Here is a 21,733-nt window from a genome sequence, read left to right on the forward strand (position 1 = left end):
GCGGGTCGGGGTTCAGCTTGCGGCGTTGAGCAGGGCGTCCAGTTCGGCACGGTGGGGCGGGTCGGCGCCCCGGCGGCCGCAGGTCAGCGCGGCCACCGTGGCGGCCTGCCGCAGCACCGCACGCCACTGCGGTTCGGTCACCGCGGCGAGCCGGGCGTCCGGCCGGTCACCGAGCGCGTCGAGGTCGGCCAGCGCGGCCAACAGGCCACCGGTGAACGAGTCACCGGCGCCGACGGTGTCGACCACCGTGGTGCGTACCGCCGGTTCCTCGTGCAGCGACCCGTCCGGGGCGAGCAGCCACGCGCCGTCCCCACCGCGGGTCACCACGGCGCAGGACACCCCGACCTCGTGCCATTCCGCCATCACCTCGGCCACCGACCGCTGCGGGTAGAGCCAGGCCAGATCCTCGTCGCTGGCCTTGACCAGGTGCGCGAGGGGCACTTGGCGGCGCACCCGCGCCTGCTCCGCCGCCCGGTCCGTGACGATGCTCGGACGCAGGTTGAGGTCGATCGAGATGGTGAGGCCGTCGCGGCGGCGTTCGCGGTCGAGCAGGTCCTCCAGCACCTGCGCGCCGGGGGCCAGCGCGAGCGCGAGGGACCCGGTGTGCAGGGCGGTCGCCGCAGTCCCGGCCAGCTCGGGCAGTTCAGGCGGCGTCCACTGCCAGTCCGCCGTGCCGGCGAGCCGGAACTCGTAGCTGGCCTGCCCGCTGGCGTTCAACGTGGCCACCGCCACCGAGGTCGGCTCCTCGGCGCGGACCGCCCACTCCAGGTCCACCCGGTTGGCGCTCAGGTACTCGGCGAGTTGCCGACCGTACTCGTCGGTGCCCAGCCGGGCCAGCAGCCGTACCGGCTGGTCGAGCCGGGCCAGGGTGACCGCCACGTTCGCCGGGGAGCCTCCCGGCACGGCCCGCTGCCCACCGGCCGTGACCACCAGGTCGATCAGCGCTTCACCCGCGACCACGATCATGCGGTCACCGTGCCCGGCGCGAGCGGGCCCGGGCCACCGAGCCCGTCGGCTGAACGGGACACCAGCACCGCCTGGTACGCGTGATAGACGTCCGGCCGGCCGTGCCAGACCGTGTCGGCGGGCAGGTTCCGCACGTCCAGCTCGTGCCGCCATCCGGTGGAGTCGATCAGGTAGCGGCGGGCGTACGCCCAGAAGACCCGGTACCAGTCGGCGTAGACCGCGTCCCCCGTGCGGCGGTGCAGGGTGACCGCCGCCCCGATGGCCTCGGCGAGCACCCAGTGCATCCGGGCGCGCACCACCGGCCGGTCGTCCCAGTCGATCGTGTAGACGAAGCCGTCGGCGCCGTCGACCGCCCAGCCGCGTCGCACGGCGGCGGCGAACAGGGAACGGGCGTCGGCGAGCAGCCAGCGTGGTGGCTGCGGCAGGACCGCCTCCAGTTCCAGCAGCAGCCGGGCCCACTCCAACCAGTGACCCATCGTCGAGCCGTACGGCCGGAACGGGTCCGCGGGCTGGTCCCGGTTGTAGTCGAGCAGTGGTATCCAGTCGGCCGTGTAGTGCTCGGGCAGCCGCCAGTCGTGCCGGGCCGCCTCGGTGTGCACGAGGTGGGTGGCGATCTGCAGGGCCCGGTCGGCCCAGCTCGCATCGCCCGTGGCGGCGCCAGCGGCGAGGAACGCCTCGACCATGTGCATGCTGCTGTTCGCGCCGCGGTAGTCCTCGGTGACCGTCCAGTCCCGGTTCCACGATTCGCGGACCGCGCCGACTTCGGCGTCCCAGAACCGCTCCCGCACCACGGCCTGCACATCGGCGAGCAACTGGTCCGCGCCGGGCCGCCCGGCTCGGGCAGCGCTGGACGCGGCAAGCAGCACGAACGCGTGGTCGTAGCCGGCCTTGCGGTCGTCGACGGGCGCGCCCTGCTGGTCCACGGCGCTGAACCAGCCGCCGTACCGGTCGTCGCGCAGCAGTGTGCTGAGCGCGGCGATTCCGTGGTCGACCAGGGCGGCGGCGTCCGGATCGCCGTTGCGGTGGGCGAGGGCGGCCACGTGGGTCATCCGGCAGGTGATCCAGGTGTGCACCGCCTCGCCCCGGTCCGGGGTGCGGTCGTCGGTCAGCCACCAGAAGCCGCCCTCGGGTCGGACCGAGCGGCGGGCCGTGTCGAGCAGTGTGTGGGTCTGGTCGGCGAGAAACTCGTTCAGATCGGGGAGATCGGGCGACCCAGCCGGGGCAGGGGTCGTTTCAGCGTCGGATCGGGGCACGTCGGTCATCTCAGCTGGTCACCGTTGGGTAGGGAAGGGACATACGGCCAGGATCGGTGCACGGAGCAGGTTCGCGCCGGAAAACCCGCCAACGGTACGCCGCGCGCCGACTGGCCGGGTCGGGTGTGCGACGGAGAGGATCATGGTTACGTTTCCTCCCTTTTGCCCGTTGACATCGTTGTCACTTCTCAACCCTGCTCTGGCAGCCGGTCAACTGTCAATTGCGGTTGCGTCACACCGGAGGCCCTGGACGGACGAGGCCGCTGCGAGGCCGGGCGGTGCCGCCCCCACGACAGCGCGGCGGATGCTCCAGGATGGACAGGTGGAACTGCCCGAGGGACTCGACTGGGTACGCGGGTCACCGGCCGGCCAGGGTTGGCTGGCCACACTCCCGACGTGGCTGGCCGAATGCACCGAGCGGTGGTCGCTGCGGCTCGGCCCGCCCTTCCGGTACGCGTACGCCTCGCTGGCGCTCCCCGCGGACCTGCCCGACGGTAGGGCCGCGGTGCTCAAGCTCCAGTACCCGGACGGGGAGAGCCAGCACGAGGCCGACGCGCTGGCCCACTGGGACGGCGTCGGGGCGATCCGGCTGCTCGCACACGACCCGCAACGGCGCGCCCTGCTGGTGGAGCGCTGCCAACCGGGCACTCCGTTGCACGAGATTCCGATGGACCGGGCGCTGGACGCGGTGATCGACCTGCTGCCCCGACTGTGGCGACCGGCCGGCGCGCCGTTCACCCCGTTGGCCGAGGAGGCCGCCGGCTGGATCGACCGGATGCCCCGCAAGTGGGAACGGGCCGGCCGGCCGTACGAGCGGCGGCTGCTCGACGAGGCGCTCGCCCTGCTCGACGGTCTGGCGTCGAGCCAGGGCGAGCAGGTGCTGGTCAACCAGGACCTGCACGCCGGCAACGTGCTCGCCGCCGACCGGGAACCGTGGCTGGCGATCGACCCGAAGCCGCTGACCGGTGAGCGGGAGTTCTCCGTCGTGCCGATGGTGCGCGGTCGGGAGCTGGGCCACTCGCCGGCCGCCGTCCGGCACCGGCTGGACCGGCTCAGCACCGAGCTGGGGTTGGACCGGGAGCGGGTCCGGGGCTGGACGATCGGGCACACGTTGGCCTGGAGCATCGCCGACGAGGTCGTCTTTCCGCACCAGATCGAGGTGGTCCACTGGTTGCTCGACGAGGGCTGACGCCCCCACTCGCTTGACGAGAGCTGACGCCCCAGTCGACGGAATCAGCCGACCTGGCAGGTACGGCACCAGTAGAGGTTGCGTCCGGCCAGCTCGCCGCGGCTGATCTCGGTGCCGCAGACGTGGCAGGGCACGCCGGGGCGGCGGTAGACGTACACCTCGCCACCGTGCCGGTCCACCCGCGCCGGCCGACCCATCGCCTCCGGCAGGTGCGCGTCGCGGACCGTGTCGATCCGTCCGTGCTCGACCGCGAGCCGCATCAGCCCGACCAGGTCGGCCCAGAGTGCGTCCCAGCCGGCCCGGGTCAGCCCTCGGCCCGGCATGGTCGGCGGCAGCCCGGCCCGGAACAGCGCCTCGGTCACGAAGATCAGCCCGCTGCCGGCCACCACCGACTGGTCCAGCAGCAGCGCGGCCAGGGGTGTGGGGCTGCGCGAAATCTTGCGGTACGCCCGCTCGGGGTCCGCGTCGGCGCGAAGCGGGTCCGGCCCGAGGCGATCCCGCAGCGCGGCCACCTCGGGTGGGGTGAGCAGCTCGCAGGCGGTGGGCCCGCGCAGGTCCAGCCAGTGCCGGTCGCTGGCCAGTCGCAGCCGCACCTGACCGACCGGCTCCGGCGGCTCCCCCGACCCGTCGGTGAACTTGCCGTAGAGCCCGAGGTGCACATGCAGCGTCAGTTCACCGGCGTAGTGGTGCAGCAGGTGCTTGCCGTACGCCTCGGTGCCGTCCAGCACGGTGCCGGAGAGCCTGGCGGCGCCCTCGGCGAAGCGGCCCTGCGGGCTGGCGGCGTGCACCTTCTCCCCGGCGAACAGTTCGGCGTGCCGGGCCGCCAGGCGGTGGATCGAATGTCCCTCTGGCACGGGTGCCAAGGATAGCCATCAGCGTCCGCAGGGCCGAGTTCCCTGCTGATCAGCGGCCGTCGCAAGGGGCCGAAGACGGCCGTACCCGGAATTGGTGTCAGGAAACGCCCAGCGGGGTACTTCAGGGCGGTACCGCGTGGGTGCCACCCGAACTGTCGGCCACCACGCATTAATCAGGAGGTGTGTAGTGGTCAAGATTCCTTCGCTGTCCCGTCGGTCCGAGCCGGCACCGACGCGGGACGAGAACCTCGACGGTCGCATTGACGGCCGCGACACCCCGGTAAGCGACCGGGAGAACACGATGGTGCTCGGAGGCCGGTCAAACGACGGCGAGCGCGACCGCCCGGTGGTCACCGACCGGGACACCGACCAGGCGACGTACCGCAACGCCGCCGCGCCCGCCGAGCAGACCGGCGGGACCGAGCGGAGCGGCGAGGCCGAGCGGCGGGCCGCCGAGCGGGCCGCCGTGGCCCGCGCCGCCACCGCCCGCCCGGTGGACAGCGAGGCCCGCGCCTCCGGCCCGGTGGAGACCGAGGCCCGGCCCGGCACCGACCCGACCACGGGGCGCATCGCCGAGCGGGACACAAACCTCGGCGGCACCACCCGACGGACCGACCCGACGGACCGGGTCGCGACCAGCCGCCCGACCGACCCGACACCCGACCACACCGAGCCGGAGCCGGCAGTGGTGCGCGGCCCCAAGCCGCGGGCCAGCCTGCTCGCCACCCTCGGTCTGATCGTGTCCGTCGCCGGTGCGCTGTTCGTGCTGACGGGCACCCTGGCCGGCTACGGCATCGGGCTCGGCGCGGCCGGCGCGGTGCTCGCGGTGCTCGGTCTGATGGCCACCCGCCGCCGGCACGTCGCCGGCAAGACCGACGCGCTGTTCGGAGTGCTGATCGGTCTGGCCGCCGTGGTGATCGGGGTGCTGGCGATGAGCGGCCAGTTCGACTGGCCCACCACCGACGGCGACTGGGTGCAGCGCTTCCGCGAGTGGCTTGACTCACAGTTTGTCGATCGTTTCTAGCGGGCACTGTTCCGCTCGCCGGTGGTGCACCGGCGAAAGCCGGCGGTTCGCCGGCAGCCCGAACTCTCCGGTGGTTCACCGGCCGGGCGACACCCTTTCAGGGGCGGCGGTTCGCCGCCCCTGAAGTGTTTCCGGGGTACGTCGAGCGCTGACGCAACGAATCGCGCCCCGCAGCCGCTCAGACGCAATGAATGTTCGGTCTGTGCAACTCTCATTGGTGGATCCTGCCGCTGAGGCCGCATAACGTTGAGCAACGGCGCCAGCCCGTGGGCCACGGTGGCCGGGCGCGCCCGACCCCTGGGAGCAGGACAATGACGATGGACGCCACCAGCCAGCGCCTGTTGATGTGCCGGCCGACGTACTTCGCCGTCGACTACGCGATCAACCCCTGGATGGACCCGAGCGCACCGGTCGACACCGCGCTGGCCGTCCGGCAGTGGGAGCAGTTGCGCCAGACGTACCGCGACCTGGGCCACACCGTCGAGGAGATCACTCCGGTGCCCGGCCTGCCCGACATGGTCTTCGCCGCCAACGGTGGCACCGTCATCGACGGCAAGGCGATGGCCGTGCAGTTCCGCGACCCGCAGCGGGCCGACGAGGCACCGGCCTACCGCGCCTGGTTCGAGGACGCCGGCTTCGAGATGTACGACCCGAAGCACGTCAACGAGGGCGAGGGCGACGTCCTGCTGGCCGGCGATTACCTGCTGGCCGGCACCGGCTTCCGCACGGCGCACTCGTCGCACGCCCAACTGCAGGAGGTCTTCGGTTACCCGGTGATCACCATGCAGTTGGTCGACCCGCGCTTCTACCACCTGGACACCGCGCTGACCGTGCTCGACGAGCGGACCGTGGCGTACCTGCCCGAGGCGTTCTCCCTCGGCAGCCAGGCCGTGCTGCGCCGGCTCTTCCCCGACGCGGTGCACGCCACCATGGCCGACGCCGAGGTGCTGGGGCTGAACGCGGTCAGCGACGGGCGGCACGTGGTGCTGCCCGCGCAGGCCACCGACCTGGCCGCCAAGCTGCGCGACCGGGGCTACGAAACCATCGGGGTCGACCTGTCCGAGCTACGTAAGGCCGGCGGCGGACCGAAGTGCTGCACGCTGCGACTCCGTCAGGGAAAGGCAAGCAAGTGATCGTGGATGACAAGCTGCGTACGCCGGGAGCGGTCCGGGACGCCGAGCGCTGGACTGCGCACAACTACCACCCGCTGCCGGTGGTGATCTCGTCCGCGGAGGGCGCCTGGCTCACCGACGTGGACGGCCGCCGCTACCTGGACTGCCTGGCCGGCTACTCCGCGCTGAACTTCGGTCACCGGCATCCGCAGTTGATCGCCGCCGCACACGCACAGTTGGATCGGCTCACGCTGACCAGCCGGGCGTTCATCCACGACCAGTTCGCCGACTTCTGTCGGGAGCTGGCCGAGCTGTGCGGCAAGGACCTGGTGCTGCCGATGAACACCGGCGCCGAGGCGGTGGAGACCGGGATCAAGGTAGCCCGCAAGTGGGGCTACCAGGTCAAGGGCGTGCCCGCCGGCCAGGCCAACATCGTGGTCGCCGAGGGTAACTTCCACGGCCGGACCACCACCATCGTGAGCTTCTCCACCGACGAGGACGCCCGCGCCGACTTCGGGCCGTACACCCCGGGGTTCACGGTCGTGCCGTACGGCGATCTGGACGCGCTGACCGCCGCGATCGACGAGAACACCGTTGCCGTGCTGCTGGAGCCGATCCAGGGCGAGCAGGGTGTGGTGGTGCCACCGGAGGGCTACCTGCCGGGCGTACGACAGGTCTGCACCGAACGCGACGTGCTCTTCATCGCCGACGAGATCCAGTCCGGCCTGGGGCGTACCGGCGCGACCTTCGCCTGTGACCACGAGGGCGTCGTGCCGGACATGTACCTGCTCGGCAAGGCGCTCGGCGGCGGCATCGTGCCGGTCTCCGCCGTGGCCGCGAACTCCGACGTGCTGGGCGTGCTCAAGCCCGGCCAGCACGGCTCCACCTTCGGCGGCAACCCGCTCGCCTGCGCGGTCGCGATCGAGGTGGTGCGGCTGCTGGCCACCGGCGAGTTCCAGCGCCGCTCGGCCGAGCTGGGTGAACGGCTGCGGGCCGGCCTGGAAGGGCTGCTCGGCAAGGGCCTGGTGGCGGTGCGCGTGCGCGGCCTGTGGGCCGGTCTGGACATCGACCCGGCGCTGATGAGCGGGCGGGAGGCGTGTGAACGGCTCGCCGACCGGGGCGTGCTCGCCAAGGACACCCACGGATCCACCATCCGGCTCGCCCCACCGCTGGTGATCACCGAGGAGGAGATCGACCTGGCGGTGGCCAAGCTCGCCGAGGTGCTGGCCAGCTGACGGACCTCGCGGGCCAAGATCTGCGCAACTACCGGGAAAGTGCTGCCTCGACACCATCCGAGGCAGCACTTTCCCTGTTCCTGTGCGGGTCCTCACCGGCTGCGGCGGCAGCGCGGCGGCAGCGCGGGGCGGGTCAGGGACGGGGTAGGCGCATGGCCATCGTCGGGGCTTCAGCCATCACCGAGGTCGGGGTGAACGGGGCACCGGCGGGCAGTTCCTCGGCCCGACCGATCTGCACGCCCGGGTAGAGCTCCACCATGTCGTTCTCACCCAACACCCGGGACTGCTGCGGTGCCAGGGGGATCCGCTCCGACTCGGTCATCGAACCGGCCGGACGGATGCCGGAGCCGTTGGTGCTGACGTCGGTCACGATGACCTCGCCAACCCGCAGCTCGAAGCGGACGTGGCCACGACTGATCCACCGCCGGGCCTCGTCGTTGAGCCACTGCCCGAGCATGATGCCGCCGTCCTGCTCGGGGGCCCGACCGGCCACCACCGGCTGCTCCTCGCTGAGCACGAACCGCCGCCGGACCAGGCCGCCGACGCGCACCGCGAGCACCTCCGTACGCGGCCGCGGGCCCCCGTCACCGAGCCGTGCGCCGTGCCGGGGGCAGGTCGGTACGCCATTGCGCAGCGCGGGCGGCGGCTGCGCGGCGGGGCTGCGGTCGGCACCCCCGGCCAGGTCGGCGAACGCGCCGCCCCCACCACCGCTGCCGAACAACGCGCAGCCCGATTCCGGGCAGCGCCACTGGCGGGCCAGCAACTTGGCCCCGGTCGGCGACCGCTTGCCGGTGACCGGCGCGTGTCCGCCACCGACGTGCGCGATGAACGCCGGCCCACCGGCTCCCGGCACCGGGGCGAGCACCCGACCGGGCTGCTCGACCAGCCACGGGAACCGTCCGCGCAGCCCGTCGAAGCGGACCCGACTGAGCACCGGCAGTCCGAGCAGGTCGGCGACCTCCAACATCCGGTCGCCCGGGTTGTCGAGCACCTCGACGAGCCCGTCGTCGGCCCAGCGGCGGACCACCATCCGCTCGTTGGAGGTCAGGTCGGCGTCGGAGAGCAGCGCCCGGTGCACCACCGCGTAGACCTGGACGCTGTCCTCCTCCAGCTCGCGGGAGAGCGCGTCGATGACCATGCCGAGCCGGAGCAGGCTGGCTGGCCGGCCACCGTCGATGTCCTGGTAGCGGATCACCTCGGCCAGGTCGAGCACTGCCCGGGCCAGCGACGGGTCCGTGCAGACCCGCCCCTCGATGGCGTCCAGAACCTTGCTGATCTCGAATCTCATGCCGCACTCCGGACGATGTCGTCGATCCGCCCGGCCAGCTCGATGTCCCGGTGGGTGACCCCACCGGCCGAGTGCGTGACACAGCGGAAGGTCAGGGTCCGCCATCGAATGTCGATGTCGGGATGGTGGTCGAGCTCCTCGGCGACGGCCGCCACCCGGTCGACCACGGCGATGACGTCGGGGAAACTGCCGAGCTGGACCGTGCGACCGATGCCGGTCGGGTCGCCCGACCAGTCGGTCAACCCGCCCAGCTCTTCTCGCACCGCGTCCGCGGTGAGCAGGTCTGCCATGACCAGACCCTACCGGTGGAGCATCGGGCGGGCCGGACACGCCACCACGCGACGGCTCAGCGGCCGGGCACGCCAGCCGGTCCGTCGACGCGGCAGCCGTTCGAGTCAGCCGCGCAGCGGCCGGCCCACGTCGTGCAGGTGACCGAGTGCCTGCCGGTACGACTCGATCAGCCCGGTCTCGGCGTACGGGATGCCCTGCTCGACGCAGTAGGCGCGCACGATCGGCTGGGCCCGGCGCAGGTTGGCGCGGGGCATGTTCGGGAAGAGGTGGTGTTCGATCTGGTAGTTGAGCCCGCCCAGCGTGGTGTCCACAAGTCGGCTGCCCCGTACGTTGCGCGAGGTCAGCACCTGCTTGCGCAGGAAGTCCAGCTCGTCTTCCGCGGTCGGCATCGGCATGCCCTTGTGGTTCGGTGCGAACGCGCAGCCCATGTAGAGGCCCCACAGCGCCTGGTGCACGACGGCGAAGAGCAGCGCCTTGACCGGCGACATGACCGCCAACAGCAGCGCCACGTAGCCGACGGTGTGCACGACGAGCAGCGCGGCCTCGACCGCCCGGTGCCGCATCGGGGTGGTGTACCGGCCGTCCGGCTCACGCCCGAGGATCGCCCGGATGCTCGCCACGTGCAGGCTCAGACCCTCCAGCAGGAGCATCGGAAAGAAGAGGTACGCCTGCCGCTTGGCCAGCCAACGGTTGATTCCCCGGGTCTCCAGCGCCTGCTCGGGCGTCCACACCAGGGCACCCGCGCCGACGTCCGGGTCCTCGTCCTCGTGGTTCGGGTTGGCGTGGTGCCGGTTGTGCTTGTCGACCCACCAGCCGTAGCTGATCCCCACCGCCACATTGCCGGCGAGCAGCCCCACCAGCTCGCTGGGGCCACGCCGTCGGAACATCTGACGGTGCCCGGCGTCGTGGCCGAGGAACGCGACCTGTGTGGTGGCCACCGCCATCAGGGCCGCGAGCGGCAGCTGCCACCAGGAGTCGCCGAGCAGGAACACGGCGACCCAGCCGGCCACGAAAGCGCCGAGGGTAAGCGCGATACGGGTGACGTACCAGCCGGGACGCCGCTCCAGCAGGCCCGCCTGGCTGATCCGTCGGGACAACTGTGCGTAATCACTGCCTCGCCGTCGTACCGGCGGTTCCGCCACCGCTCCGAGCGCCATTGCTGCTCCCGATCCGCTTGCGCCTGAACCGGGGTGGTTCGGGCTTAATGTCAAGTCTCCTGATCGCCGTAGCGCTGAGTAACCCCGACAACCCCCGGATGGGAGGTAGGGCAGGCCCTACCCCTACTGGTCCGGCTCAGCCCAGCCGGGCGACCGTTGCCCGCAACCGAGCCAGGTCACGCCGCCTCCGCTCGTAGGTGGCGGCGAGCCCGACCAGCGCCAACCCACCGGCACCCAGGTAGATCCACCGGGGCAGCAGGTCCCAACCTCGGGCCAGCTCGTGCAGGGCCAACAGCGCCAGCACCCAACCGCCGAGCAGCACCGGCGCCTGCCAACGGCGGGACGCGCCGGCCAGCACCGCGCCCAGCGCCGCCGCGCCGAGGAGCAGTCGCCGCCACGGCTGCGGGTCACTCCCGGCCAGCACCGACACGAGGCTCGGGAGCAACGCCGCGACCAGCCCCGGGCCGAGGGCCGGCCAGCTGGTCAGTCCAGGCCGGGTGCGCAGCGCCAGCAGACCCGCGCCGAGGGCGAGCGCCGAGGCCGGAACGGTGTACGCCTCCAGCACGGTCACGCCACCCGCGGCCAGCAGCACCCACGCCCCGAGCAGTTCGCTGCCGGCGGCGATCCCGGCGAACGCCCACCGTCGGCCGGCCCGCTCACCCCTGCGCAGCAGCCGCAGCGCGACGGCCGCGCCCCAGAGCACGCAGACGGTGGCGAGGTGCCGCGCGGCCTCGACGGCGAGCACCGCCGCCACCAACGCCACCGCCTGGGCGGCAGCGTCCAGCACCCGCCCGACCTGTGCCCGGGCCGGCGTCGCCGGGACCGACTGCGGCAGGGTGATCGCAGCGGCGACGGTCAACACCAGCGCCGCCACCGCCAGCAGCGGGTACGCCGCCGCCCGCAACGGCAGCCCACCGGCGAGCGGAGCGGTCACCGCCAGTGCGGTCGCCGCACCGACCGCAGCCAGGCAACCGGTGACACGCACCTCGACCATGCGGGCGCCGACGGCGACGGCAACCGCCACCACCAGCAGCACCCCCTCGGCGGCGAGCGTGCCGGCTCGGGTGGCCAGCAGACCCACCACACCGGATGCGACAAGCACTACGCCCACCGGTACGGCGATCGGCGCGAGCGCCGCGCGGGGCGCGACCAGAGCGGCGAGCAGCAGCGCGGCCGACCCGGCGAGCAGGACGGTTGCCGGGAGCACCGGCCACGGCGCACCGACCGCGATGAGCAGCACCGGCAGGGCCGCCGCGACGAACGGTAGTGCGGGCAGCACCGGAGGACGGATCCGCCGGCCGGCCAGCACGGCGGCCACCGCCAGCACGGCCAGCGCCAACCCGGCGGGAAGCGCCGTCGGATCGGCGACGACCGGGGGAACCCCCGCCCATACCCGCCCCGGACTGCCGTACGGCGACACGAGGGCGGTCAGCACCGCAGGCAGGGCCGCCAGGACAGCGACCGCCCCCAGCGCGCCGCCCGCCGCCAGCAGGCCCGGCCGGGTCGATTCGTGGTCGCCGGCCGCCGACCGGTCCCACCTCGCGACGAGCGCGACGCCCAGCGCTGCCAGCGCGGCGTACAGCGCAAGGGGTTCATTCCCCGCCGCGACCAGCGGCGCGAGTCCGGGCACGGTCACCGCGACCACGGCGCCAGTCACCGCGTACCCGGTCAGCTCCACCCGGTGACGACGCGCCGCGAGCACCGCGACCAGCGGCAGCCCGGCGGCGACCAGCGCGAGCCGCGCCTGCCACCAGGGCGGCGCGCCCCCCGCGAACAGCGCCACCGCCGCCACCCCGGGCAGCGCGAGCTGCGCGACCAGCAGACCCACGCCGGCCACCTGCCGGTACGGCCCGACGCCCCGACGTACGGCCAGCGCCAGCCCGACCACGGCGATGGTGCCGAGCGCCACCAGGACACCGGTCGCAGTGGCCAGCGCGACCAGCAGCCCGTGCCCGAGCAGGACGGCCGCACCGAGCGCGCGGGTACGCAGGGAGGCCGGGCGGACCGCCGGGCGGGCCAGCACGGCGAGCAGCAGCACCACTCCGCCGACCAGGTCGACGGCCACCACCTGAGGCCAGGAAGCCGTCCAGCTGGCGGGCAGCGCGAGCAGCACCGCCACCGCGCCGGCCGTGGCGAGCACCGCCCGCGCTGCCCGGGGCATCAGCAGCACCGTCGCGCCGAGCGCCAACGCCAACGCGGGCGCCAGCTGCCAGCCCCAGCCCAGGTCCGGTCCCGTCCCGGCCCCACGCCACGGCGGCATCGACCGGCCGACGGCGGCGACCGCGAGCGCTGCGGCGATCAACGCGGCCACCTGCGCCGTGCCAGCCGCGACCAGCAGCGCACCGGCGCGCGCGCCGGCGCGCGCGCCGGTCCGCCAACCGCCGGCACCGGCCAGCCCCGACCCAACCACCGCCGGCGCAACCGGCCCGGTCGCGTCCGGCAGCAGTCGCACCGCCGCAGCCAGCACGAGGGCCACCGTCGCCGCCGCGATCAGCAGCAGTGACGGCCGCTGCTCGGCCACCGGGCGCAGCAGGGCGGCGGCGAGCACCGACACCAGCAATCCCGCAGCCACCGCCCGCAGCGCCCGTCCGCCGACCAGCCAGGCCGCACCGAACCCGGCCAGCGCGACCAGCAACAGCGGCAACCCGGCCAGCAGTGGCGAACCCGCCGCCCGCCCGAGGAGCAGCGGCACCAGGGCACAGCTTGCGGCACCAACGAGCGCGGCGACGTGACCGATGCCCGCCAGCACCCGGCCGACGAGCTGCGCCACGCCTCCCCGGCCGCGCAGCCCGACCAGCACGGCCAGGTTCAGCAGCGCCACCGCCAGCAGGACCACCGCCCAACCGGCCGCACCGGTCTCGGCCTCGACGGCGAGCAGCGGCAACACCGGCTGAGCGGCCAGCAGGGCGGCGAACCAGGGCCCGGTCAACCTGCTCCACCGGCCGTACACCACGGCGACCGCCGCGCTGGCCCCCCCGACCAGCGCGGCGTACCGGCTGCCTGGCCAGCCGGCCACACCGGCCAGGTCCACCGACCAGGCCGCGTAACCGTCCAGCACCACCGACAGCAACCCGACCGCGGCGAACGTCTCCGCCGTGCCCCGCAGCCCCCGGCGGACCAGCAGCAAAGGTACGGCCAGCGCGAGCGCGGTGAACGCGGCCAGGATCAAGGCCCGCCCGCCGACCCCCACCGCCGCCCAGGCGACCGCGGTGAACACCACCGCCGCGGTACCCAGCAGGAGTCCACCAAGGACGAACAGCAGACCCTGGACGGTCCGGGTCGAGGTCTCCGCCGCACCCGGCACCGAATCGGCCGTGACACCCGCAGCAGTGGGCGGCACCGGCCCGACGAGAACCGCGGGACGCGCCACCACGGAGGCGGCCACCCCCGCGCGGACGACCGCCGCCAACTCGGCCCGCCGCCGCGACATGGCCGACAGACGTCCAGCCAACTCGGTGTACGTGCGACGAGCCCGCTCCACCTCCGGCTCGAGCTGGGCGACCTCCCGGCCCAGCCGGCACACCTCAGCGGCGATCGGGTCGGGTGCGCGCCGGCAGCCGGTGCAACCAGTGCTCAGGTCGGCCGGCGCACCACAGGCCGGGCAGGGATAGCGGGTGTCATCCACCCGGTCATCATCGAGAGCCGACCCGACCGCGGCCCAGAGTGCGCGTACTCAGAGGCGGGTGTGCTCGTGCACCCAGACGGCGTAGGCGGGATCGCCGCACTCCACCCTCGACACCAGGATCTCCGGCACCTCGTAGGGGTGGCTGAGCCGGATCTGGTCCACCAACGCGGACAACCGGTCCGGTGCGGTCTTGAACTGCACCGACCATTCGGTGCTGGTCTCCACTCCAGACCGCCACCAGTACGTGCTGTCGACCTGACCACCTACTTGTGCGCAGGCGGCGAGCCGGCCGGCAACGGCTGCGGCCGCCAGCACGTCGGCGACCGAACGCGCATCCACCACCGTCGTCACCACGCAGATCTGCTCCACGCTCGCACCCTACGCGGCACCATCACGATTAGCCGCCTTTCGCTCGCGACTGCGGGGCTCCGCTGCGCTGCACTCCTCGCGCTCACCGCGCCGAATTTCGCTCGCGACTGCGGGGCTCCGCTGCGCTGCACTCCTCGCGCTCACCGGTTAGCCGCGATCCAGGTGTCGATCTGCGCCCACCAGTCGAACAACCAGTCGATGCGTTGCTGCCGTCCGGCCGGTACCTCCTCCGGCGGCACCGACCAGAACCGCATCACGATCCGCTTGTCCATCGGTAGTTCCCGCCACACGTCGGCGACGGTGAGCATCCGGTCCAGCCCGGTGTGGGCGACGAAGATGACCCCGGCGTCCGGGGCGGCGTCCAGCGCGGCGAGCACCCCGCCGGGCTGCGGGGCGAGCACGTGGCGCATCCGCTCGGCGCGCAGGGCCATCCGTTCCAGACCGAGGGACCGTAGCCGGGCGATGGCGCGCAGCCGCCGTTTGGGGGTGAAGTTGCCGCCCTCGGGGAAGATGACGAACGCGTCGTTGTCGTCCAGATCGCTGGCCAGGTGCCCGACCGAACGGACCGTCTCCTCGGCGCGCTCCGGTGTCGGAGCGATGAACCGGTTGGGTAACCGGTTGAGCAGCACGTCGATCGCCGGGTCCCACTGGAGGCTGTCCTTGAGGACGATCCGTGGCTCCCGGTTGAACCAGTTGACCAGGCCGTGGATCAGGATGAACGAGTCGCCCGGCCCGGCGTGCCGGCAGAGCACCAACTCGGGCCGACCCGGCAGCGCAGTGTCCGGGTCGGTGCCCACCACGTCGATGTGCAAGCGCAGTGTCCATCGGGCCTGCCAGAACAGCACCCGCAGGAACCAGCCGGCCAGCACGTAGTGTGCGCGCTGGAAAACCGGGGACCGGGCCCGCCAGCCGAAGCCGGAGGCGACCCACAGCACGAAGAGCGCGAGCAGCGCGGCGGCGTCCCAGACCAGGTAGACGCAGCCGATCCAGAGCAGCCGCAGCGGGCGCAACCGGCCCGGGACCAGCGGGGAGGCGGCCGCGGCGAGTAGCGCCCAGACCGGCAACGTGGTGACCACGACGAACGCGAGCACCACCACGGCGGGGGCGATCAGCAGCCGACGCAGCCACCTGGGGGGCAGCGGCATCACTGTTCCAGGTGGGTGGCGAGGTAGCGCCGGGAAGCGGTGTAAGCCCGGCTGATCCGCCGCCCCACCGCCGCCATGTCCCGGTACGCCCACGGGGTGTCGTCGCGCGGGTTCAACCCTCCGGTCGGCAGGACGTACACCTCCACCCCCTCGGGCAGCGCCGCCATCTCCCGGAAGAAGCGGTGCCGGCGGGAAATCTCGAAGGCGACCTGCGCGATCTCCCACGGCCGTCGGGGCGGGGTCAGGTCCCGTTCGATCCGACCTACCTGGAGGACGTAGATCCGGCGGGCGCCGACGGCCACCGCCTCGCCGATCGGGATGGAGTTGACGATGCCGCCGTCCACGTAGTGCGCGCCGTCGATCTCCATGGGCGGGAGCAGGCCCGGCACCGAGGCCGACGCCAGCACCGCCGGCACCACCGGGCCGCTGTCGAACCAGTGCTCGGCGGCCCGCTCGATGTGCGCGGCGCAGCAGCGGAACGGCACCCGCAGCTCGGCGAAGGTGGTGTCCACCCCCAGCTCGGTCTCGAGCAGGCGGCGCAGCGGCCGAGGTGAGTGCAGATGGGTGCGGGCAGCGAAGCGGCGCAGCTGCCGGGCGACCGAGTCGCCGTACACCTCGCTCGCCTCCGGCGAGGCCCAGAGCCGGACCAGCCGATCGGTCACCGCCTCCGACGGGTCGGCGGCGACCAGCGCGCCGTTCACCGCGCCGATCGAGGTGCCGATCACCATGTCGGGTTGGATGCCGGCGCGGAACAGCGCTCGCAACATGCCGACCTCGACCGCGCCGAGCACTCCCCCGCCGCCGAGCACGAACGCCACCGGTCCCCCCGCCATGCCCCTCATCCTGGCACGGGCCCGCAGCCGTCCGGCCGGCCACCGTCGCCGGGCGGTCGGCGCACGCCAGGCACCGCCCGCCGACAGGCTGCGGCGACGGCGTTGACAGCCAGGACACATTCGCGCAACCTGATACCGCTCCCACCCCTGAGGCAGGTGCGATCGGTGAAGGCAGCACTGCATCCGGGCCGATTGCTGGCCCGCAGATACCGACTTCTCGACCAGATCGGCGCCGGCGGCATGTCCGTGATCTGGCGTGCCCGGGATGAGGTGCTGGACCGGGTCGTCGCGCTCAAGGTGCTCGCACCGTCGCTGGCCGCCGACGCGCGATTCCGGGGCATGGTGCGCGAGGAGGCCCGGGCCGCCGCCCAGTTGGTGCATCCGCATGTGACCTCGGTGCACGACTACGGCGAGACGGTCGCCCCGGACGGCTCGATCACCTCGTTCGTGGTGATGGAGCTGCTCAGCGGCGAGGAGCTGGAGCTGCGACTCACCGAAGGGCCGTTGCCGTGGGCCGAGGCGGTCCAGGTGGGCGCGCAGGTCGCGGACGCGCTGGCCGCCGCGCACCGACTCGGCATCGTGCACCGGGACATCACCCCCGCCAACGTGATGATGACCCGGACGGGGGTCAAGGTGCTCGACTTCGGCATCGCCACCCGGATCGGCGCCCCCGACGAGGACGAGGACGGGGAGACCTTCGGAACCCCGGCGTACGTCGCCCCGGAACGGCTCGACGGTGCGCCGGCCCAACCGTCCACCGACGTGTACTCACTCGGCGTCCTGCTGCACGAGGCGCTCACCGGCCGGGTCCCGTACCCGGCGGACACCTGGGAGGAGCTCAGCGCCGCGCTGGCCTCCGGCCCGTCGCCGACGCTGGCCGAGCTTCCGGAGCTGCCCCCGCCGGTGGCACGGATCTGCCTGCGCAGCCTCGCCCGGGACCCGGCCGACCGGCCGACCGCCCGGCAGGTCGCCACCGTGCTACTCGATCAGTTGTTGCCGGCCGACCCCGCACCCGCACCCGCGACCGTCCGGGCGCCCACCCGGCCCCTGCCGCCGGAGCCACTCACCGTCCCGGCGGCGGACGAACGGACGGCTACCGAGTCGGGCTGGTCGCGACGGCGGCTGGCGCTGCTGCTGGTCCCGGTGATCCTGGCGGTCGGGGCGGCGCTGGCCGGTGTGGCCCTGCTGCCCGATCAGCAGCCGGCACGTCAGGCGCAGCCCACGGTTGGTCCGGAGCCGACCCCGTCGACCGACCCGCCGGTCTCCGCGCCGTCCGAGCCGACCGCGGCACCGTCGGTGCAGCCGAGCACCGGCTCGCCGACCTCGGATCCGGGCACGCTGATCGAGGCCGCCAGCCGGGTCGACAAGCTGATCGGCGCCGGGCTGAGCGCCGGGGAGATTCGCAGCGACGTGGGCCTCGACCTGCGCAACGAGCTGCGCAACCTGACCACCGCGGTCAGCTCCGGCCGCAACGAGCTGGCACCACCGGTGGCCCGGCTGCGCCAGAAGGTCGCGGTCCGCCTCGGCGAGGGTGGCATCAGCCCGGCGTACGCGGAGCAACTCGACGCCGCCATCGCCAACCTGGGCGCGGCGAGGGTCTGACCGCACGGCAGCACCGGGGCGGGCGGGGTCAGCGGGCCGACACCCGGGCCGATTCCAGGAGGTCGCGGCGGTTGGCAGCGAAGCGCCGGTAGACCTCCGCATAGCCGTACGCCATCCGTTCGACCGAGAAGTTCTCCGCGACGTGCGCCACGCAGTCGTCCGGGTCGAGTCGCTCGGCTGCGAGCAACGCCGCGGGTAGCTCCTCCGGGCCCGCGCAGACCAGCCCGGTCATCCCGGGCCGGACCAACTCCGGCACCGCACCCCGGTTGAGCGCGACCACCGGCGTCCCGGTCGCCATCGCCTCCAGCATGACCATGCCGAACGGCTCGTCCCACTGAATCGGCATGATCAGACAGCGGGCGTCGACGAGCATCCGCAGCGTCTCCGCGCGGTCGGCGTTGAGCACGACTGTCACATTCTCGTCGACCAGCGGCACGACGACCTGCTCGTAATAACGGCGCTCGGCCGGCTCGTTGCACTTACCGGCCAGCAGGAGGGGCAACCCGGCCTCCCGGCACGCCTGGATGGCGACGTCCGGGCCCTTGTCCGGGCTGAACCGCGCCAGCCACAGCACCGGGCCCCGGCCCGGTTCGGTCTTGCGCGGAAGGCCGCGGATGTCCAGCGCGTTGTGCACCGTCCCGGCCCAGGGCAGGCTGGGGTTCAGCAGGCGCTGGGCGTGTGAGATCGCCACCAGGGCGACATCCGAGTCGATCTCGCTGAGCACATCGCCGTACTCCCCCACGGGGTTGCCGTGCACGGTCGCGACCGTCGGTACGGCCCGGCGGCCGGCGAGCAGCGGCCCGATCGTGGTGTGGTCGTGGATCACGTCGAATTCGGCGGCCGTGATCAGCCGATTCACCCGGGCCAAATGGGCCAGCTCGGGCAGCGACTCACCGAGCCGCTCGTACTGGACCTCGGGGACGGTGGAGACGAAGCCTTCGGCGTCGGTGCCGTGGTGGTTGCCGGCGCCGAACAGGGTCACCACGTGCCCATGCCTGGTCAACGCGTCCACCAGGGCCGCGACGACCTGCTCAAGGCCGCCGTAGCCGGGCGGCGGCACGGACAACCATGGTGGAACCACCATCGCGATGCGCAACGACCGCTCTGGAGGGCGGCCCGCAGGCGGATGGTTCACGGCCACGAGTCCTCCCCCGTTGGTTCCCGGTGCGGCGTCACCGCCGGCACGGGCGTGGTCGGCGGCGGGTTCCCTGTGACGCCCCGGGTAAACCGGACAAGGCGGACGCTCACCCGCCGACGAGGAGCTGGTCGTGCACCACCCGCACCCCCGGCGCGCACCAGGCGACCCGCTCGACCTGGTCGCGTTCCCACCAGGACCGGACCACCCCGGCGAGGACCAGCGTGTCGCCGTCCACCTCGACGGTCACCCGCTCGGCACCCATCGTGCGTACCAGCGCCCGCTGGACGTCCCGACGCAGCCGATCGGCGACCGGTGGGGCCGACGGTCGTACCTCGATCAGGTTGGTGATCCCCCGGAGTCCGTCGAGCCGGCGCAACTCCCCCTCGGCAGCGCGGCGCTGCCATCCGAACTCGACCTCGCCGCGCAGCATCAACCAGCCGTTGGCGACGGTCACGTCCAGCCGTTCGGCGGGGACGAAGCTGTCCCACTCCAGCGCGCGGGACGCGGCGAGGGCGATCTCGGCGTCGGTACGCCCCGGTGTGCCGGGCAGCCGCACCTCGATCTCGTCGGCCACCGCCCGTACGCCCCGCACCCGCTGTGCACACCGGGTCGCGGCCCACCTGCGAGCGGCACCGTCCACGAATCCGGTCAGGGTGACCACGCCCTGGTCGACGGTCACGCCGATCTCATTCGGTCGCAGCCGGGCGTCCCAGGCCAACTCCGCCAGGACGTCGCGTTGGATCCGCTGGTCGTCGCGGACATCCACCACCTCGGTCATGGCCCCCACCCCCGGTTCGATTGCCGAGACTCGCCCACCGAACCTGCCGGTCACACGGGTGACGGCGGTTCACCCGATCCGGGTGAACCGCCGTCCGGGCGGAAAAGAGCGGCGGGTGACGGAGCCGACCCCCTCGGCCCCGCCACCCGCCGCCGGAGGGAGGAGGCAGGTTCAGATATCGGTTAGGACGTCTCGGCGAGCGTCACGGTTGCCGACTTCTCGACACCGTTCCGCTTGAACTGCACCTCGACCCGGTCGCCGACCTTGCCGGCCTGCACCGCGCCGACCAGGTCATCCGAATCGTTGACCAGCTTGTCGCCGAATCGGGTGACGACGTCGCCACGCTGGAGGCCGGCCTTCTCGGCCGGGCTGCCCTGGGTGACCGACGCGACGAGTGCCCCACCGCCCTCGGCCTGGTTGACGCCCACCCCGAGCGACGGGTGGCTGACCTTCTCGCCGCGCTGAAGCTTGCCCGCGACGTCCTTGGCCTTGTTGCTGGGGATGGCGAACCCGACGCCGATGTTGCCGGTGCTCTGCCCGGAGGTCGCGATGGCGGTGTTGACGCCGATCACCTCACCCCGGGTGTTGACCAGCGCGCCGCCGGAGTTGCCCGGGTTGATCGGTGCGTCGGTCTGGAGCAGACCGGAGATCGAGCTGACGGGCTGGCTCTGCTGGGTCGGGTCCTGCTGCTGCCCCTCGCCGGCCCGGATGGTGCGGTCCCGGGCGCTGAGGATGCCCGAGGTCACCGAGCCCTGCAGGCCGAGCGGGCTGCCCAGGGCGAGCACCTGGTCGCCGACCTGCATGGCGTCGCTGTCGCCGAACTTGGCCGGCTTGAGGTCGGTGACCCCGTTGGCCTTGACCACGGCCAGGTCGGTCTTCGGGTCGGTGCCGATGATCTTCGCCTGCGCGGTCTTGCCGTCGGCGAAGACCACCTGGACGGTGTCACCGCTGGCGGAGGCGACCACGTGGTTGTTGGTGAGCACGTAGCCGTCGGCGGTGAGCACCACCCCGGAACCCTCGCCGCTGTCGGTGGCGATGGAGACGACGCTGTCCTGCACGGACGCGGCGATCTTCGGCAGGTCGGCGCTGTTGAGCACCGGTGCCGCGGAGTACGTGCGGGTGACGCCGCCGCTGTCGCCGTCCAGGGCGAGGGCGAGTGCCCCACCGGCCACGCCGGAGCCGAGCATCAGGGCGAACACCGCGACGCCGGCACCGGCGAACTTGGCGATCCGGCCCGGCCGGGGGCCGCTGCCGGGCGGCGCGACCTGCGGGCCCCACGGCGGGACCGGCTGACCCGGGTGCTGCGGCTGACCGGGGTGCTGGGCGTGCTGCCCTGGGTGCTGGGCGTGCTGACCCGGGTGCTGGGCGTGCTGCTGGTGCGGCGGGTACGCCATGCCCGGCTGCCCCCCGCCGGCCCAGCCGGACTGCTGGCTCGCGTACCAGGGTGCACCGGGGTACTGGCCGGCCGTCGGCTGCGGGTAGCCGGGCTGGCCAGGTGCCGAGTGCCCGGAGACCGGGTACGGCGGCGCGGACGGGGTGCTGGTCGGCGCCTCGTATCCGGTCGGCTGCGCGGGCGCAGACGGCTCGTACCCGGTTGGCTGCGCGACGGTCGGCGGCTCGTACCCCGTTGGCTGGCCCGGGTGTGCGGCCGTCGCGTCGGTCGCGGCGGGCGTGACGACGGTGGCCTCGGTGTCACCGGCGGTCGAAGCGACCGGGGAGTCACCGGCGGTCGAGACGACCGCGACGGGAGTGGTCGGGGAGTCGGACTGCGCGCGCTCGTCGCGCGGCAGCTCGGCGGTGGGATGCGACGGCTCGGCGTCGGTGGGGGCCGGCCGGCGCTGCGGGTCGGACTCGAACTCGGTCATGCCACTACC

The 21,733-nt window shown here is 73.1% G+C and carries 18 protein-coding genes; 5 read left to right on the forward strand and 13 right to left on the reverse strand.

Features of this window, described 5'->3' with window-relative positions; all coding sequences use genetic code 11:
• Nucleotides 1-12: 12 nt before the first annotated feature.
• Together JOD64_RS09120 and JOD64_RS09125 are read right to left on the reverse strand one after the other, a co-directional pair.
• Entirely contained in the window at nucleotides 13-966 is a 954-nt protein-coding gene (locus JOD64_RS09120) for a carbohydrate kinase family protein (RefSeq protein ID WP_204941839.1), read from the reverse strand.
• Entirely contained in the window at nucleotides 963-2,228 is a 1,266-nt protein-coding gene (locus JOD64_RS09125) for an AGE family epimerase/isomerase (RefSeq protein WP_204941840.1), read from the reverse strand. The genes JOD64_RS09120 and JOD64_RS09125 overlap by 4 nt, the downstream gene beginning before the upstream one ends.
• 295 nt (nucleotides 2,229-2,523) lie before the next feature.
• Here JOD64_RS09125 and JOD64_RS09130 point away from each other — a divergent pair, with 295 nt between their 5' ends.
• A complete protein-coding gene (locus JOD64_RS09130) occupies nucleotides 2,524-3,408 on the forward strand; it encodes an aminoglycoside phosphotransferase family protein (RefSeq protein ID WP_204941841.1) in 885 nt (294 codons plus the stop codon).
• A gap of 44 nt (nucleotides 3,409-3,452) precedes the next feature.
• On the opposite strand, the gene JOD64_RS09135 is transcribed toward JOD64_RS09130, so the two are convergent.
• The gene (locus JOD64_RS09135) at nucleotides 3,453-4,262 is read right to left on the reverse strand and encodes an Fpg/Nei family DNA glycosylase (protein ID WP_204941842.1); all 810 of its coding nucleotides are present in this window, start codon (nucleotides 4,260-4,262) and stop codon (nucleotides 3,453-3,455) included.
• 187 nt (nucleotides 4,263-4,449) lie between these two features.
• Here JOD64_RS09135 and JOD64_RS09140 point away from each other — a divergent pair, with 187 nt between their 5' ends.
• The 3 genes from JOD64_RS09140 (at nucleotide 4,450) to rocD (ending at nucleotide 7,633) form a co-directional block, all read left to right on the forward strand.
• Entirely contained in the window at nucleotides 4,450-5,286 is an 837-nt protein-coding gene (locus JOD64_RS09140) for a DMT family transporter (RefSeq protein ID WP_307813306.1), read from the forward strand.
• Between the two features lie 317 nt (nucleotides 5,287-5,603).
• Nucleotides 5,604-6,419 carry a dimethylargininase gene (gene ddaH, locus JOD64_RS09145; protein WP_204945988.1) on the forward strand — a complete coding sequence of 272 codons (816 nt, stop codon included), beginning with the start codon at nucleotides 5,604-5,606 and terminating at the stop codon, nucleotides 6,417-6,419.
• On the forward strand, nucleotides 6,419-7,633 hold the full coding sequence (rocD, locus tag JOD64_RS09150; RefSeq protein WP_204945989.1) for an ornithine--oxo-acid transaminase: 1,215 nt from the start codon (nucleotides 6,419-6,421) through the stop codon (nucleotides 7,631-7,633). The genes ddaH and rocD overlap by 1 nt, the downstream gene beginning before the upstream one ends.
• A 133-nt stretch (nucleotides 7,634-7,766) precedes the next feature.
• Here the strand turns inward: rocD and JOD64_RS09155 are convergent, their stop codons facing one another.
• From JOD64_RS09155 to JOD64_RS09185, 7 genes are all read right to left on the reverse strand, one after another.
• Nucleotides 7,767-8,921, reverse strand: a complete 1,155-nt coding sequence (locus tag JOD64_RS09155) for an FHA domain-containing protein (protein ID WP_204941843.1) — start codon at nucleotides 8,919-8,921, stop codon at nucleotides 7,767-7,769.
• Nucleotides 8,918-9,211, reverse strand: a complete 294-nt coding sequence (locus tag JOD64_RS09160) for a 4a-hydroxytetrahydrobiopterin dehydratase (protein WP_204941844.1) — start codon at nucleotides 9,209-9,211, stop codon at nucleotides 8,918-8,920. Before JOD64_RS09160 ends, JOD64_RS09155 begins: the two co-directional genes overlap by 4 nt.
• A gap of 105 nt (nucleotides 9,212-9,316) precedes the next feature.
• A complete protein-coding gene (locus JOD64_RS09165; protein ID WP_204941845.1) occupies nucleotides 9,317-10,369 on the reverse strand; it encodes a fatty acid desaturase family protein in 1,053 nt (350 codons plus the stop codon).
• 136 nt (nucleotides 10,370-10,505) lie between these two features.
• Nucleotides 10,506-13,994, reverse strand: a complete 3,489-nt coding sequence (locus JOD64_RS09170) for an SCO7613 C-terminal domain-containing membrane protein (protein WP_204941846.1) — start codon at nucleotides 13,992-13,994, stop codon at nucleotides 10,506-10,508.
• A 48-nt stretch (nucleotides 13,995-14,042) separates the two neighbouring features.
• The gene (gene cutA / locus JOD64_RS09175; RefSeq protein ID WP_204941847.1) at nucleotides 14,043-14,363 is read right to left on the reverse strand and encodes a divalent-cation tolerance protein CutA; all 321 of its coding nucleotides are present in this window, start codon (nucleotides 14,361-14,363) and stop codon (nucleotides 14,043-14,045) included.
• Nucleotides 14,364-14,503: 140 nt separating this feature from the next.
• Complete coding sequence (locus JOD64_RS09180) at nucleotides 14,504-15,508, reverse strand: 1-acyl-sn-glycerol-3-phosphate acyltransferase (RefSeq protein ID WP_204941848.1); 1,005 nt, start codon at nucleotides 15,506-15,508, stop codon at nucleotides 14,504-14,506.
• A complete protein-coding gene (locus tag JOD64_RS09185) occupies nucleotides 15,508-16,341 on the reverse strand; it encodes a patatin-like phospholipase family protein (protein WP_204941849.1) in 834 nt (277 codons plus the stop codon). The genes JOD64_RS09180 and JOD64_RS09185 overlap by 1 nt, the downstream gene beginning before the upstream one ends.
• A gap of 165 nt (nucleotides 16,342-16,506) precedes the next feature.
• On the opposite strand from JOD64_RS09185, the gene JOD64_RS09190 reads away from it, so the two are divergent.
• Complete coding sequence (locus tag JOD64_RS09190; RefSeq protein ID WP_204941850.1) at nucleotides 16,507-17,943, forward strand: serine/threonine-protein kinase; 1,437 nt, start codon at nucleotides 16,507-16,509, stop codon at nucleotides 17,941-17,943.
• A gap of 28 nt (nucleotides 17,944-17,971) precedes the next feature.
• Here JOD64_RS09190 and JOD64_RS09195 read toward each other — a convergent pair whose 3' ends face one another.
• The 3 genes from JOD64_RS09195 to JOD64_RS09205 form a co-directional block, all read right to left on the reverse strand.
• Nucleotides 17,972-19,027: a glycosyltransferase family 4 protein gene (locus JOD64_RS09195; RefSeq protein ID WP_204941851.1), complete on the reverse strand. Its 1,056-nt coding sequence runs from the start codon at nucleotides 19,025-19,027 to the stop codon at nucleotides 17,972-17,974.
• Between the two features lie 160 nt (nucleotides 19,028-19,187).
• Entirely contained in the window at nucleotides 19,188-19,859 is a 672-nt protein-coding gene (locus tag JOD64_RS09200; RefSeq protein ID WP_204941852.1) for a BON domain-containing protein, read from the reverse strand.
• 182 nt (nucleotides 19,860-20,041) lie between these two features.
• Nucleotides 20,042-21,724, reverse strand: a complete 1,683-nt coding sequence (locus tag JOD64_RS09205; protein WP_204941853.1) for a S1C family serine protease — start codon at nucleotides 21,722-21,724, stop codon at nucleotides 20,042-20,044.
• Nucleotides 21,725-21,733 lie beyond the last annotated feature (9 nt).

The sequence above is a fragment of the Micromonospora luteifusca genome (assembly GCF_016907275.1).
GTDB lineage: Bacteria > Actinomycetota > Actinomycetes > Mycobacteriales > Micromonosporaceae > Micromonospora > Micromonospora luteifusca.

What these genes read in the sequence shown, in the direction of transcription:
- JOD64_RS09120 (WP_204941839.1), bottom strand. Translation starts at nt 966, where the DNA reads ATGATCGTGGTCGCGGGTGAAGCGCTGATCGACCTGGTGGTCACGGCC.
- JOD64_RS09125 (WP_204941840.1), bottom strand. Translation starts at nt 2,228, where the DNA reads ATGACCGACGTGCCCCGATCCGACGCTGAAACGACCCCTGCCCCGGCT.
- JOD64_RS09130 (WP_204941841.1), top strand. Translation starts at nt 2,524, where the DNA reads ATGCTCCAGGATGGACAGGTGGAACTGCCCGAGGGACTCGACTGGGTA.
- ddaH (WP_204945988.1), top strand. Translation starts at nt 5,604, where the DNA reads ATGGACGCCACCAGCCAGCGCCTGTTGATGTGCCGGCCGACGTACTTC.
- JOD64_RS09155 (WP_204941843.1), bottom strand. Translation starts at nt 8,921, where the DNA reads ATGAGATTCGAGATCAGCAAGGTTCTGGACGCCATCGAGGGGCGGGTC.
- JOD64_RS09160 (WP_204941844.1), bottom strand. Translation starts at nt 9,211, where the DNA reads ATGGCAGACCTGCTCACCGCGGACGCGGTGCGAGAAGAGCTGGGCGGG.
- JOD64_RS09165 (WP_204941845.1), bottom strand. Translation starts at nt 10,369, where the DNA reads ATGGCGCTCGGAGCGGTGGCGGAACCGCCGGTACGACGGCGAGGCAGT.
- JOD64_RS09180 (WP_204941848.1), bottom strand. Translation starts at nt 15,508, where the DNA reads ATGCCGCTGCCCCCCAGGTGGCTGCGTCGGCTGCTGATCGCCCCCGCC.
- JOD64_RS09185 (WP_204941849.1), bottom strand. Translation starts at nt 16,341, where the DNA reads ATGGCGGGGGGACCGGTGGCGTTCGTGCTCGGCGGCGGGGGAGTGCTC.
- JOD64_RS09195 (WP_204941851.1), bottom strand. Translation starts at nt 19,027, where the DNA reads ATGGTGGTTCCACCATGGTTGTCCGTGCCGCCGCCCGGCTACGGCGGC.
- JOD64_RS09200 (WP_204941852.1), bottom strand. Translation starts at nt 19,859, where the DNA reads ATGACCGAGGTGGTGGATGTCCGCGACGACCAGCGGATCCAACGCGAC.
- JOD64_RS09205 (WP_204941853.1), bottom strand. Translation starts at nt 21,724, where the DNA reads ATGACCGAGTTCGAGTCCGACCCGCAGCGCCGGCCGGCCCCCACCGAC.